This is a genomic window from Flavobacterium indicum GPTSA100-9 = DSM 17447 (assembly GCF_000455605.1).
Classification (GTDB): Bacteria; Bacteroidota; Bacteroidia; order Flavobacteriales; family Flavobacteriaceae; genus Flavobacterium; species Flavobacterium indicum.
In genome coordinates this window covers 859,412-873,585 of sequence record NC_017025.1, presented here as the reverse complement: position 1 = coordinate 873,585, position 14,174 = coordinate 859,412, and the positions used below count along the sequence as shown (strand labels likewise).

Sequence of the window (14,174 nt, the reverse complement as noted above, 5' to 3'; positions counted from 1 at the left end):
TTGACAACACAAAAGAGCATGCCTTGAAGATTTATGCTACAAGACCTTTAGCTTTAATGTATTTGTTCGTATTCTAAAAAATTGAGATTGATACAAAAAAAAATCCAGACGAAAAACATATAGTTTTTGTCTGGATTAAAGAAGGCGGCGACCTACTCTCCCACAGTAATGCAGTACCATTGGCGCAGTCGGGCTTAACTTCTCTGTTCGGAAAGGGAAGAGGTGAGCCCCGACGCAATAACCACCTTAATGTTTTGTTATGTTTAATCAATTACTTTTGTTAATCATAACAGTCTCGTTACTACGAACGAAACAAATATTTTAACATATTGAGATAATAGTCACACTAGTAAAAGAAGTTGCTTGCTCCGATTGCTCGGAGCAAGACGTACAATAAGCTTACGGGTTATTAGTACTACTCGGCTATGACATTACTGCCTTTACACCTATAGCCTATCAACGTGGTCATCTTCCACGACCCTTAAAAGAAATCTCATCTTGTGGTGGGTTTCGCGCTTATATGCTTTCAGCGCTTATCCCTTCCGAACGTAGCTACTCAGCAGTGCCCCTGGCGAGACAACTGATACACTAGAGGTTCGTCCAACTCGGTCCTCTCGTACTAGAGTCAGATCCACTCAAATTTCTAACGCCCACAGTAGATAGAGACCGAACTGTCTCACGACGTTCTGAACCCAGCTCGCGTGCCACTTTAATGGGCGAACAGCCCAACCCTTGGGACCTTCTCCAGCCCCAGGATGTGACGAGCCGACATCGAGGTGCCAAACCCCCCCGTCGATATGAGCTCTTGGGGGAGATCAGCCTGTTATCCCCGGCGTACCTTTTATCCTTTGAGCGATGGCCCTTCCATGCGGAACCACCGGATCACTATGCTCTACTTTCGTACCTGATCGACCTGTATGTCTCTCAGTCAAGCTCCCTTATGCCATTGCACTCTACGCACGGTTACCAAGCGTGCTGAGGGAACCTTTAGAAGCCTCCGTTACTCTTTTGGAGGCGACCACCCCAGTCAAACTACCCACCAAGCAATGTCCCCCGCACTGCGGGGTTAGGCCTCAGACAAGCAAAGGGTGGTATTTCAACAATGACTCCAGAACTCCTAGCGAAGCCCCTTCATAGTCTCCCACCTATCCTACACATCACGTGTCCAAGGTCAATACTAAGCTATAGTAAAGGTGCACAGGGTCTTTTCGTCCCACTGCGGGTAATCGGCATCTTCACCGATACTACAATTTCACCGAGCTCATGGCTGAGACAGTGTCCAGATCGTTACACCATTCGTGCAGGTCGGAACTTACCCGACAAGGAATTTCGCTACCTTAGGACCGTTATAGTTACGGCCGCCGTTTACTGGGGCTTCAATTCAATGCTTCTCCGAAGATAACATCTCCTCTTAACCTTCCAGCACCGGGCAGGTGTCAGGCCCTATACTTCATCTTACGATTTTGCAGAGCCCTGTGTTTTTGATAAACAGTCGCCTGGACCTCTTCACTGCGGCCAGCTTGCGCTGGCGACCTTTCTCCCGAAGTTACAGGTCTATTTTGCCTAATTCCTTAGCCATGAATCTCTCGAGCACCTTAGGATTCTCTCCTCAACTACCTGTGTCGGTTTACGGTACGGGTACTGTTAATCTAAGTTTAGAGGTTTTTCTTGGAAGCCCTTAGGTACACTATCACTTCAGCCGAAGCCTCCGTGTACTATCGCATTTCACCAAACTCTACGGATTTGCCTATAGAGCCTATAGCTAGGTGCTTTAACGAACTATTCCGTCAGTTCGCGGTACTTTCATCACTCCGTCACCCCATCACAATTAACAGTAGTACGGGAATATTAACCCGTTGGCCATCGACTGCTCCTTTCGGATATGCCTTAGGACCCGACTAACCCTCAGCTGATTAGCATAGCTGAGGAAACCTTAGTTTTTCGGTGTGCGGGTTTCTCGCCCGCATTATCGTTACTTATGCCTACATTTGCTTTTCTAACCAGTCCAGCATAGCTCACGCTACACCTTCAACCCTGTTAGAATGCTCCCCTACCACTGATATTACTATCAATCCATAGCTTCGGTAGTATACTTATGCCCGATTATTATCCATGCTCGACCGCTCGACTAGTGAGCTGTTACGCACTCTTTAAATGAATGGCTGCTTCCAAGCCAACATCCTAGCTGTCTGGGCAGTCAAACCTCGTTTTTTCAACTTAGCATACATTTGGGGACCTTAGCTGATGGTCTGGGTTCTTTCCCTCTCGGACATGGACCTTAGCACCCATGCCCTCACTGTATAGAAACATTTATTAGCATTCGGAGTTTGTCAGGAATTGGTAGGCGGTGAAGCCCCCGCATCCAATCAGTAGCTCTACCTCTAATAAACTTAACTACACGCTGCCCCTAAAGGCATTTCGGGGAGTACGAGCTATTTCCGAGTTTGATTGGCCTTTCACCCCTACCCACAGGTCATCCGAAGACTTTTCAACGTCAACCGGTTCGGACCTCCACTATGTGTTACCACAGCTTCATCCTGCCCATGGGTAGATCACACGGTTTCGCGTCTACCATTACTGACTATAGCGCCCTATTCAGACTCGCTTTCGCTACGGATCCATGTCTTAAACACTTATCCTCGCCAGCAACGGTAACTCGTAGGCTCATTATGCAAAAGGCACGCCGTCATTCGCCTGGGCGAACTCCGACCGCTTGTAAGCGTATGGTTTCAGGATCTATTTCACTCCGTTATTCACGGTTCTTTTCACCTTTCCTTCACAGTACTGGTTCACTATCGGTCTCTCAGGAGTATTTAGCCTTACCGGATGGTCCCGGCAGATTCAGACAGGGTTTCACGTGCCCCGCCCTACTCAGGATACCACTATCAATAACTTCCATTACCTATACAGGACTATCACCTTGTATCGTTAACCTTTCCAGGTTATTCTAGTTCTGTTAGCATCAAATCTCGTGGTCCTACAACCCCAGAATTGCCGTAACAACTCTGGTTTGGGCTAATGCGCTTTCGCTCGCCACTACTCACGCAATCACTTTTGTTTTCTTTTCCTCCGCCTACTTAGATGTTTCAGTTCAGCGGGTTCGCTCACCTATCGGTGTACTATGTCTTCAACATAGTGGGTTGCCCCATTCGGAAATTTGCGGATCAATTCGTATGTGCCGATCCCCGCAACTTATCGCAGCTTATCACGTCCTTCATCGCCTCTGAGAGCCTAGGCATCCCCCATACGCCCTTATTTTGCTTATTGTTTTCTTTTGGTCTTACTTATTACTAAGTAAAACTGTGTCTTTCTACTTGTTTGTATATTATCTCAATATGTCAATGAACTTTAATTAATTAATAATTATCAATTAATAATTATCAATTATTTGGTGGAGAATATCGGAGTCGAACCGATGACCTCCTGCGTGCAAGGCAGGCGCTCTAGCCAGCTGAGCTAATCCCCCGTTTTCGTAGTATCAGTTAACAGTTATCAGTTAACAGTAACTTTAACGGTTAGCTTACCTCTAGAATTTCCTTTTTTTTAGTTAAATGAGTAGTCCCGGGCAGACTCGAACTGCCGACCCCTACATTATCAGTGTAGTACTCTAACCAGCTGAGCTACGAGACTCTGTATTTAACCTAATTTTTTGAACTAACAGCAAGAGTAATACTCTATCTTTTTACTTTTTAACCTAACACCTATATCTTATGTCTCTAGAAAGGAGGTGTTCCAGCCGCACCTTCCGGTACGGCTACCTTGTTACGACTTAGCCCCAGTTACTAGTTTTACCCTAGGCAGCTCCTTACGGTCACCGACTTCAGGTACCCCCAGCTTCCATGGCTTGACGGGCGGTGTGTACAAGGCCCGGGAACGTATTCACCGGATCATGGCTGATATCCGATTACTAGCGATTCCAGCTTCATAGAGTCGAGTTGCAGACTCCAATCCGAACTGAGACCAGTTTTGAAGATTCGCTCCTTATCGCTAAGTGGCTGCTCTCTGTACTGGCCATTGTAGCACGTGTGTGGCCCAGGACGTAAGGGCCGTGATGATTTGACGTCATCCCCACCTTCCTCACGGTTTACACCGGCAGTCTCGTTAGAGTTCCCGACATGACTCGCTGGCAACTAACGACAGGGGTTGCGCTCGTTATAGGACTTAACCTGACACCTCACGGCACGAGCTGACGACAACCATGCAGCACCTTGAAAGTGGTCCGAAGAAGGCCTAGTTTCCTAAGCTGTCCACTCCCATTTAAGCCCTGGTAAGGTTCCTCGCGTATCATCGAATTAAACCACATGCTCCACCGCTTGTGCGGGCCCCCGTCAATTCCTTTGAGTTTCACACTTGCGTGCGTACTCCCCAGGTGGGATACTTATCACTTTCGCTTAGCCACTCAGATTGCTCCGAACAGCTAGTATCCATCGTTTACGGCGTGGACTACCAGGGTATCTAATCCTGTTCGCTCCCCACGCTTTCGTCCATCAGCGTCAATAAATTGTTAGTAACCTGCCTTCGCAATTGGTATTCCATGTAATATCTAAGCATTTCACCGCTACACTACATATTCTAGTTACTTCACAATTATTCAAGTCTAACAGTATCAATGGCAGTTTGATCGTTGAGCGACCAGATTTCACCACTGACTTATTAAACCGCCTACGGACCCTTTAAACCCAATGATTCCGGATAACGCTCGCATCCTCCGTATTACCGCGGCTGCTGGCACGGAGTTAGCCGATGCTTATTCATACAGTACCGTCAAGCTCCCACACGTGAGAGGGTTTCTTCCTGTATAAAAGCAGTTTACAATCCATAGGACCGTCTTCCTGCACGCGGCATGGCTGGTTCAGTCTTGCGACCATTGACCAATATTCCTCACTGCTGCCTCCCGTAGGAGTCTGGTCCGTGTCTCAGTACCAGTGTGGGGGATCTCCCTCTCAGGACCCCTACCCATCATAGCCTTGGTATGCCGTTACCATACCAACTAGCTAATGGGACGCATGCTCATCTTGTACCGTTGGAACTTTAGTAAAAAAGTGATGCCACTTCTAAACACCATGGGGTATTAATCCAAATTTCTCTGGGCTATCCCCCTGTACAAGGTAGATTGCATACGCGTTACGCACCCGTGCGCCGGTCTCAAGTTAGCAAGCTAACTCTACCCCTCGACTTGCATGTGTTAGGCCTGCCGCTAGCGTTCATCCTGAGCCAGGATCAAACTCTTCATCGTAGATTTTTAATATTTTTCGACGATATATTTTTTGCTAGGTCTAATTTCGTATACTCGAAAAAGTCTTACTCTTATTCTTGTATGCTGTCAATCCAATATGTCTATGAACTTATTCTCTTATTCTTAATCACTAACCTCTCTCAGTTAGCGGGTGCAAAAGTAAAAACTTTATTTTAAACAACCAAAATAATTTTAAACTTTTTTTGAAGAAATTTTAAATTATTTTAAAACCATTTTTTTATAAAGAACTTCGCTATCTCTAGCAACTTTTGCGGGGCGCAAAGATACAATCTTTATTTCCTATTATCCAAAAGTTTTTTTAACTTTTTTCTAATTTATTTTAGTATCGTTTCAATGAGCGTGCTTGTTGTAAGCGGGTGCAAAAGTAGTAACTTATTCCGTACTTCCAAACCTTTTTACAATCTTTTTTTAATTTATTTTTCTATCCACTTAAAACCAAGAAGTTACATTTCAAAGTTTTTTTTAAACCATTGGTCGGATGTTGGATGTTAGGTGTTGGATGCAAAAAAAATCAATTCTGAATGCAGGAACCAAAATAGCCCTGGGTGAAACAACAGCTTGTTTGCTCCTATATACTACAAACAAAAATCCTGCCGTGCGACACTAGAAGCACATGCAGGATTTATTGTTTGTTTTATAGAAGTAAACAACTCGCGTGGAACACAGGATGAGCTGCTAATCATTTACCTTTGCTTTTTCGGCTTGAACTTTAGCTCTATTCTTTTGAATCCAGTTTTCTGTTAATTCATCTTCGTTTATTGGTTTTGCCGCAGGTTGCTTAACTAATTTGCCTTCTGCAAAACATTTTATTAAAAACGTTTCGATATAATAATCTTCTGGAACTTCCATTGGATTGTATTCTTTCTTCAAATTGATATTAAATAATTGAGCAGTTTTGTTCGACCAAAACGCCTTCCACCCACTTTTGTAATCTTTTATTAAATCGAAAGTCGTAATTCCTGTTTGTCGGTGAATGAGCTTTACCAAAATTTGACCTTGTTTTTGTGACAACTTTTTTAATTTAGGCTCAAATTCGTCATTTAAATACTTTTCGGCAATTTTAAAATATTTCTTTCTTTCTTTTTCTGTTTTTAATTTTGCCATTGTTGAATTGATCTGCACTAATTTTTCTGCCGTTAACTTAGCATAAGGGTAGACCACACGAACTCTTTTTTGAAGTAACTTTAATTGTTCTTTTTCTTCTTTGGTTAATTTAATAGAATATTCGTCTGAAACCATCACTTCTTCAATTACTATCTCTTTGATTGTGTCGGAATCTTGAATGTATTCAATAGTATCTGAGATACCCGAATTATTTTGGGCAAATGAAAAAGAACCGCCAAGTGTAATGAAAAATAAAACTATAAAATATCGTTGCATACTACCTATTATATATATGTGTCAAAATTATTAAATTTATTAGCAACTCTAATGCCAAATTTTTAAATTAGCAAAAAAATAATTGAAATGAGTAAAAGTATTTTAAAAGAGCAATCAATACAATTTTTAGAGCAGTATTTAAATAATGCATCTCCAACAGGATATGAAAGTGAAGGTCAAAAAATTTGGATGGATTATTTAAAACCTTATGTGGACACATTTATAACTGACATTTATGGTACAGCTGTTGGTGTAATTAATCCGGATGCACCTTATAAAGTAGTAATTGAAGGACATAGCGATGAAATTTCGTGGTATGTAAATTATATTACTGAAGATGGTTTAATTTATGTCATTAGAAATGGTGGAAGCGACCATCAGATTGCGCCATCGAAACGTGTTAATATTCACACTAAAAAAGGAATTGTACGTGGGGTCTTTGGATGGCCAGCTATTCATACAAGAGGTAGAAGTGGAAAAGCGGAAGAAACACCTAAAATTGAAAACATTTTTATTGACTGTGGTTGTTCTTCTAAAAAAGAAGTGGAAGAATTGGGGGTTCATGTAGGTTGTGTGATTACATATCCTGATGAATTTGAAATTTTAAATAAAAACAAATTCATTTGTAGAGCCATTGATAATCGTATGGGTGGTTTTATGATTGCAGAAGTTGCCCGACTTTTACATGAAAATAAAAAGAAATTACCATTTGGATTGTACATCGTAAATTCGGTTCAGGAAGAAATTGGTTTAAGAGGTGCTGAAATGATTACACAAACCATTAAGCCAAATGTTGCAATTGTAACTGACGTTTGTCATGACACCACTACACCAATGATTGATAAAAAAATTGAAGGTGATTTAAAAATGGGGAACGGTCCAGTAATTGCCTATGCGCCTGCGGTTCAAAATAATTTAAGAGATTTAATTGTAACTACTGCGGAAGAAAAAAAGATTCCATTTCAAAGACATGCCACATCTCGTGTGACTGGAACCGACACGGATGCATTTGCATATAGTAATGGTGGTGTACCGAGTGCTTTAATCTCTTTACCTTTGAGATACATGCATACTACTGTTGAAATGGTTCATAGGGATGATGTTGAAAATGTAATTCAATTGATTTATGAATCGTTATTAAGAATTGAAAACAATCACGATTTTTCATATTTTAAATAGCAATAAAAAAACCAAGTTCTGCTTGGTTTTTTTATTTGATTAAGATGAAATTACTCCAATAAAAAATAAAAAATGATTGCACAACAAAACGAATCGATTGCATTAAAATGGTTTGAAGCATTTAACCAACATAATTTAGAAGACTTATTAAGCTTGTACGACGACCACGCAGAACACTTTAGTCCGAAATTGAAAATCAGAAAACCTGAAACCGAGGGATTAATTAAAGGTAAAAACGAATTACGCATTTGGTGGAAAGATGCTTTTGACCGATTACCAACTTTACATTATAAAGTTACTTCATTAACAGCAAATAGCGAAAGAGTATTTATGGAATACATCCGTCAAGTTGAAAATGAAGAAGATATGTTAGTTGCTGAAGTTTTGGATATAAAAGACGGTAAAATTATTTTTTCAAGAGTCTATCATGGCTAACTAAAATAGTATGCATAAAAAAAATCCCGACTTACATCGGGATTTACTATTTTTTTTTTAGATTTTAAGTATTATTTTCCTAACATTCCTGCTTTTAAATCATCATCTGCTGGTTTGTTACACAACCAAATTCCGAATAATGCTTTTTTAAAATCAAGTCCGTCTATACTTCCTTTTTTTGTACCGTTTTTATATACGACTACCCCATCTTCAGGAGTATAACCAATAATAAATACATCACCTTTATTGATTTTTTCTTTAAAGAAACCTTTAAACTTATCAATTTTAGCTTTTAAAGGAGCTGTTTTTTTATTCGTAGAATTTTCAAAACCTTCATTTATTGCACTAATCATTTTTTCTGAAGTAATCATACCAGAAATAATGTTTAATTTAATTGCCATACTTTCATTAGCATTCATTATTGCATTACCATCAGATGATTTTTTGGTTACATAAAGTGAACCAACATATAAATCCATAAAGAATTTTTCTCTTACACCAGCCCCATTAAGCGTTAAACTTTTACCTTCTATTGATAGTTTATTATCAACTTTTACACCAGAAACTGTTGTTTGAGCTTGAGAAATTAGTGTCGAACAAACGACAAGTAATGTTAAAATGATTCTTTTCATATTTAATTTTTTAAGTTAAGTTTTGCTAAGTTAATTATTTTTTTGTTTTAATTTATAAATAAAAGCATTTAGTTCAAATCCTAATAGCAATAAAATACAATTTATCCACACATAAAACATCATAACAAGAAGTGTACCAATAGAACCGTACAACTCGTTATAACGAGCAAATTTTTCAACGTAAATTCCAAAAATATAAGACGACACTAAAAACAAGACCGTAGTCATTATAGAGCCATGGTTGAAAAAATGAATACTTCTAGTTTCTTTTGTTCCAAATTTATAAATTAATGAAGTAATGGTTAAAATCATTAACAATACAAATCCATACCTACTCCATTCAAGAATTGAAATACTGTTTGACACAAAATCTTGAAGTTTAATTTGTTGCACTAATATTTCAACTATAACAATTGTTGCTACTGTTAGAAGCAATAAAAATGCAATAATTAAAGACAATCCAATAGCAACAGCATATTGCCTAAAATACCCTCTTTTTTTACTTATGTTAGAAGACATTTCAAAACCATCTAGCAAGGCATTAATACCATTAGACATTAAAAAAACAGACAATAAAAATCCAGATGAAAGTAGCCCTTTATAGCTATTACTCATTATATCTTTAAGTATTGAAGCAATAGCATCGTACGTATTGGGCGGTACACTTTGTGCAACAAATTCTAGAAAATCATCTTGGAAATGTTCTAATGGTATAAATGGGATTAAATTTAAAATAAATAAAGCGAAAGGAAACAAAGCCATAAAGAAACTAAATGCTATGGCACTTGCTCTATAAGTAAAAGCATCTTTAATTAAACCAATAAAATAGTGCTTTATCAAATCATATAATGAAATACCTTGCAATGTTTCAAATGTTATGCTTCTTAAAAAAGCCAACACTTGTTTAATTATTGGTAAATTTTTAATTTCTTCTTTACTTATTTGAATCATTATATTGCTTTTAAGCTTAAATCCATATTATAAATTGAATGTGTTAAAGCGCCTGAAGAAATAAAATTCACTCCACATTCTGCATATTTTCGAATAGTATTTTCGTTGATATTTCCAGAAGATTCTGTTAAACATTGGTTACCAATTATTTCAACTGCTTTTTTTGTAGTTTCAAAATCAAAATTATCTAACAAGATTCTGTAAACACCTCCAGCTGATAAAATTTGTTGCACTTCCTCCAAATTTCTAGCTTCTACAATTATTTTTAAATCGCGATTATTCGCTTTCAAATATTCTTTTGTTTTTTGAATAGCCTGTGGAATACCCCCTGCAAAATCATTATGATTATCTTTTAACATAATCATATCATACAAAGCAAAACGGTGGTTTTCTCCTCCTCCAATTTTAACCGCCCATTTTTCACAAGCTCTAAATCCGGGTGTCGTTTTTCTAGTATCTAATACTTTAGTTGCCGTTCCGTCTAATAATTTCACATAACTTTTAGTCTTTGTTGCAATGGCACTCATACGTTGCATACTATTTAACACTAAACGCTCTGCTTTTAAAATTGATTGTGAACTTCCTTCCACATGAAAAACAACATCTCCATGTTTAACCTCGGTTCCATCTTCTATAAAAGTATCTACTTTCAGTTCAGCATCTACATAATTAAAAACCATTTTTGCAAATTCTACACCTGCAATAACACCTGTATCTTTGACTAACAATTTGGCTTTTCCTTTAGCATCAGCAGGAATACAAGCTAATGAGCTGTGATCACCATCGCCAACATCTTCACGAATAGAATTGGCAATAATTAGTTCTAATTCTTTTTGAAATTGTTCTTTTGAAATCATTTTATTTTTTCCTTTAAGGATATGTATTTTATAAAAATTAATTTTAGCAATTTAACTAAATTTCATCAGTGGTGAAACTTTGTTGCATAGCTTTGCGTTTGTAAGGTCTTATTATTAAACGTGCTTCTCTATCAAAACGTATGTAATTATATACCCAATTTAAAAAAACTACGGCTTTATTTTTAAATCCAATCAAAGAAATCAAATGTACAAACATCCAAACAAACCACGCAAAAACACCATTAAAATGATATTTAGGTAAATCAACCACAGCTTTATTTCGTCCGATGGTAGCCATTGACCCTTTATCATTATATTCAAACGGCTTTAAAGGCTCATTTTTTCGTAATTTAATTAAATTTTCTGCTAGTAAAACACCTTGTTGAATGGCTACTTGTGCCATTTGTGGATGTCCTTGTGGATATTTTTCAGTTTCCATTATGGCTATATCTCCAATAGCAAAGATATTTTCATATCCTTTAACTTTATTAAATTCATCAACTTTTATACGATCAATACGTTCAAAAATTGCATCTTTATTTAATCCAGAAATTAATTTACCTTGTACCCCAGCCGTCCAAATCACGGTAGAAGTATTAAAACTCAAGTTGCCATTGGTAGTTACAACATGGCCATCGTAACCTGTAACTCGCACATTTTTATAAATGGATACTCCAAGACTTTTTAAAAATTTCTCAGATGCTTCAGAGGATTTTTCGGTCATGGTATTTAAAATTCGATCACCACTTTGAATTAAATTAATTTGCATTTTATCAATATTCAAATCGGGATAATCTTTAGGTAAAATAGCTTTCTTCATTTCAGCTAATGCTCCTGCTAATTCAACACCTGTAGGACCACCACCAACTAAAACAAAATTCATTAAATTCTCTCTTTCAATTTCGTCATCGGCTAGTAATGCTTGTTCAAAATTTTCAAGAATATAGCTTCTTAAATTTAAAGATTGAGGAATAGTTTTCATAGACATACTATTTCGTTCAATTTCTTTATTTCCGAAATAATTTGTTTTGGTTCCTGTAGCAATAATTAAATAGTCATAATGCAAATCGCCAATATCAGAGAGTATTAAATTTTGTTTAGCATCAATTTCCTTAACATCTGCCAATCTAAAATAGAAATTATCATATTCTTGAATTACTTTTCGAATGGGATATGCAATAGAATCGGGTTCAAGACCTCCAGTAGCGACTTGATACAACAAAGGTTGAAACGTATGATAATTATGTTTATCTAATAAAACGACTTGATATTTTTTATTTCTTAATTTTTTTGCAATTGATATACCAGCAAAACCACCACCAATAATAACAATTCTTTTATACGGAGAACTAGGAATGTTCATTTTTATATAAGTTTAAACACAAATTTACTATTTTTTATCTTCAGAAAATAGTTTTAGCAATAGAGTTTCACTAAAAAAAATAGTATTAATTTTATTGTTAGTGTAACAAAAATTACTCCAACACTACTTATGTAAATATGAATACAGCCTCAGAAGAAAGCTTTGTTAAACAACTGAAAGAAAATCAGAATATTATCCACAAAATTTGTAGATTATATACTTCTGACGAGGATTCTCATAATGATTTGTTCCAAGAAATAACTATTCAGTTATGGAAAGCTTATCCGCAATTTAGAGGAGATTCTAAATTTACTACATGGGCTTACAGAGTAGGATTAAACACTGCTATTACACTTTATAGAAAAAAGAAACGAAGTTTAGAAACCACTCCTTTTGATTCAGAATTTCATCGTATGAAAGATGATGAATATAATTTTGAAGAAGAAGAACAATTAAAATTAATGTATAAAGCTATTGAAGAATTAAATGACATCGAAAAAGCATTAATTTTTTTATACTTAGAAGACAAAGATTATACTGAAATTTCGGAAACCTTAGGTATTAGTGAAGTTAATGCTCGTGTTAAAATGAACAGAATCAAAGGAAAATTGAAAAAAATATTAAATCCGTAACTTATGGATGAATTAGAATTATTAAAAAGAGATTGGAAGAAAAAAGAACAGCAATTTAAACAAGTTTCTGAAAAAGAAATCTATGGCATGTTGCATCAAAGTTCGTCTTCCATAGTTAAATGGATATTTATCATAAGCATAGTTGAATTTCTAATCTTTAGATTATTAGACATTACCTTGTTTTATGACGAAGCATTCATTAATCGATTAAAAAGTTACCATATTTATGATATAGAAAAAATTGCAACTGGGGTCAACTTTGTTGTTCTAATTGGATTTATATTTTATTTTTATAAGAACTTGAAAAACATTTCGGCTACTTCATCTGTAAAAAAATTAATGAAAGACATTATTGAAACTAGACGAATTGTAAAATATTATGTTTGGTATAATTTGGCTATTGCTTTTATTACTGGAATAATCATTATGTTTTCCCAATTAAAATATGATTCCAATTTGAGTCCTTTATTTGAAAAATACCAAACGATAGTCATTTTAGCAGGATTTCTTATCATATTACTTTTAGTAGGACTGTTTTATTTATTCTACAAATTGCTCTATGGGTTCCTTTTAAAGCGATTACAGAATAATTATAAAGAATTAAAAAAAATAGATTTATAAAAAAAGCGCTTTTAAAGCGCTTTTTTTAATATTTCCATTGACGTTCTCTGTCTAAACTTTTTTGTTCCTCTAAAGCTTCTTGTGGAATAACTTTTAAAAAAGAAGGATGTTGTTCTATTGCATATTCTATCTTTTCAACAATTTGTTCTATTGTTTCATTCTCATAATCAAACTGCAAGGGTTCCTTAATTTCCATTGTTTGTAAAATTCCTTTTTTCTTTACAAACAAACCTTTTCGATCAAAAGACCTTCTAAAACCATCGATAACAATGGGAACAACAATGGGTTTGTGTTGCATTATGATATGAGCAGTTCCTTTTCTAACTGGTTTAAAAGAACGTGTAGTTCCTTGCGGAAAAGTAATTACCCACCCATCTTCTAAAGCAAGTTTAATATTTTCAGTATCATTTGGATTTACATCTCTTTTTACATCCTGACCTTTAGCACGCCAAGTACGTTCAACAGTAATAGCACCTGCATAGGCCAAAATTCTTGGTAAAAAACCTTCTTGCATGGTTTCCTTTGCCGCTACATAATATAAGTTTAATTTAGGATTCCATAAGTACCCAACATTCTTAATATTGTCTTCTCTTCCTTTTAAGGCAGCATTGAAAACATGAAACATAGCAACTACATCTGCAAAATAAGTTTGATGATTGGAAATAAATAACACATTTGTATCAGGCAAATTTCTTAAAATTTCTGATCCTTCAATTTGCAATTGATTAAAACCTCTATAGCGCTGATGTGTCAATACACCTGCTATACGAATTAACCATTTTTTTAGAAATAATATATGACCGAACGGATTTCTTTTAAATAATCCCATGATTTTATTATTGAAAAGGGCGTCAAATATACTAAAAA

At 36.3% G+C, this 14,174-nt stretch carries 10 protein-coding genes, 2 tRNA genes and 3 rRNA genes; 4 read left to right on the top strand and 11 right to left on the bottom strand.

Annotated features, from left to right (window positions below; genetic code table 11):
• Nucleotides 1-139: 139 nt before the first annotated feature.
• The 6 genes from rrf to KQS_RS03840 all read right to left on the bottom strand — a co-directional run bounded on the left by rrf (nucleotide 140) and on the right by KQS_RS03840 (nucleotide 6,637).
• A 5S ribosomal RNA gene (gene rrf / locus KQS_RS03865) occupies nucleotides 140-249 on the bottom strand.
• A 140-nt stretch (nucleotides 250-389) separates the two neighbouring features.
• Nucleotides 390-3,267, bottom strand: a 23S ribosomal RNA gene (locus tag KQS_RS03860).
• A 122-nt stretch (nucleotides 3,268-3,389) separates the two neighbouring features.
• A tRNA-Ala gene (locus KQS_RS03855) sits at nucleotides 3,390-3,466 on the bottom strand.
• Between the two features lie 90 nt (nucleotides 3,467-3,556).
• Nucleotides 3,557-3,630: transfer RNA gene (locus KQS_RS03850), tRNA-Ile, on the bottom strand.
• 90 nt (nucleotides 3,631-3,720) lie between these two features.
• A 16S ribosomal RNA gene (locus tag KQS_RS03845) occupies nucleotides 3,721-5,236 on the bottom strand.
• The 16S, 23S and 5S rRNA genes sit together here with 2 tRNA genes alongside, the layout of an rRNA operon.
• Nucleotides 5,237-5,932: 696 nt before the next feature.
• Nucleotides 5,933-6,637: a DUF4294 domain-containing protein gene (locus tag KQS_RS03840; protein ID WP_014387900.1), complete on the bottom strand. Its 705-nt coding sequence runs from the start codon at nucleotides 6,635-6,637 to the stop codon at nucleotides 5,933-5,935.
• A gap of 87 nt (nucleotides 6,638-6,724) precedes the next feature.
• Between KQS_RS03840 and KQS_RS03835 the strand changes: the two genes are divergently transcribed.
• Complete coding sequence (locus tag KQS_RS03835; RefSeq protein ID WP_014387899.1) at nucleotides 6,725-7,816, top strand: M42 family metallopeptidase; 1,092 nt, start codon at nucleotides 6,725-6,727, stop codon at nucleotides 7,814-7,816.
• Between the two features lie 72 nt (nucleotides 7,817-7,888).
• Nucleotides 7,889-8,251, top strand: a complete 363-nt coding sequence (locus tag KQS_RS03830) for a nuclear transport factor 2 family protein (protein ID WP_014387898.1) — start codon at nucleotides 7,889-7,891, stop codon at nucleotides 8,249-8,251.
• A 71-nt stretch (nucleotides 8,252-8,322) separates the two neighbouring features.
• On the opposite strand, the gene KQS_RS03825 is transcribed toward KQS_RS03830, so the two are convergent.
• Genes KQS_RS03825 through KQS_RS03810 form a run of 4 tightly spaced genes read right to left on the bottom strand, consistent with a single transcriptional unit; the run spans nucleotide 8,323 to nucleotide 12,054 of the window.
• Nucleotides 8,323-8,883 carry a chalcone isomerase family protein gene (locus KQS_RS03825; RefSeq protein WP_014387897.1) on the bottom strand — a complete coding sequence of 187 codons (561 nt, stop codon included), beginning with the start codon at nucleotides 8,881-8,883 and terminating at the stop codon, nucleotides 8,323-8,325.
• Between the two features lie 30 nt (nucleotides 8,884-8,913).
• Complete coding sequence (locus tag KQS_RS03820) at nucleotides 8,914-9,834, bottom strand: YihY/virulence factor BrkB family protein (RefSeq protein ID WP_014387896.1); 921 nt, start codon at nucleotides 9,832-9,834, stop codon at nucleotides 8,914-8,916.
• Complete coding sequence (nadC, locus tag KQS_RS03815; protein ID WP_014387895.1) at nucleotides 9,834-10,691, bottom strand: carboxylating nicotinate-nucleotide diphosphorylase; 858 nt, start codon at nucleotides 10,689-10,691, stop codon at nucleotides 9,834-9,836. Before nadC ends, KQS_RS03820 begins: the two co-directional genes overlap by 1 nt.
• A 55-nt stretch (nucleotides 10,692-10,746) precedes the next feature.
• The gene (locus tag KQS_RS03810) at nucleotides 10,747-12,054 is read right to left on the bottom strand and encodes an NAD(P)/FAD-dependent oxidoreductase (RefSeq protein WP_014387894.1); all 1,308 of its coding nucleotides are present in this window, start codon (nucleotides 12,052-12,054) and stop codon (nucleotides 10,747-10,749) included.
• A 137-nt stretch (nucleotides 12,055-12,191) separates the two neighbouring features.
• Between KQS_RS03810 and KQS_RS03805 the strand changes: the two genes are divergently transcribed.
• Together KQS_RS03805 and KQS_RS03800 are read left to right on the top strand one after the other, a co-directional pair.
• On the top strand, nucleotides 12,192-12,686 hold the full coding sequence (locus KQS_RS03805; RefSeq protein WP_014387893.1) for an RNA polymerase sigma factor: 495 nt from the start codon (nucleotides 12,192-12,194) through the stop codon (nucleotides 12,684-12,686).
• 3 nt (nucleotides 12,687-12,689) lie between these two features.
• The gene (locus tag KQS_RS03800) at nucleotides 12,690-13,307 is read left to right on the top strand and encodes a hypothetical protein (protein WP_014387892.1); all 618 of its coding nucleotides are present in this window, start codon (nucleotides 12,690-12,692) and stop codon (nucleotides 13,305-13,307) included.
• A gap of 25 nt (nucleotides 13,308-13,332) precedes the next feature.
• On the opposite strand, the gene KQS_RS03795 is transcribed toward KQS_RS03800, so the two are convergent.
• The gene (locus KQS_RS03795) at nucleotides 13,333-14,136 is read right to left on the bottom strand and encodes a lysophospholipid acyltransferase family protein (protein ID WP_014387891.1); all 804 of its coding nucleotides are present in this window, start codon (nucleotides 14,134-14,136) and stop codon (nucleotides 13,333-13,335) included.
• Between the last annotated feature and the right edge of the window lie 38 nt (nucleotides 14,137-14,174).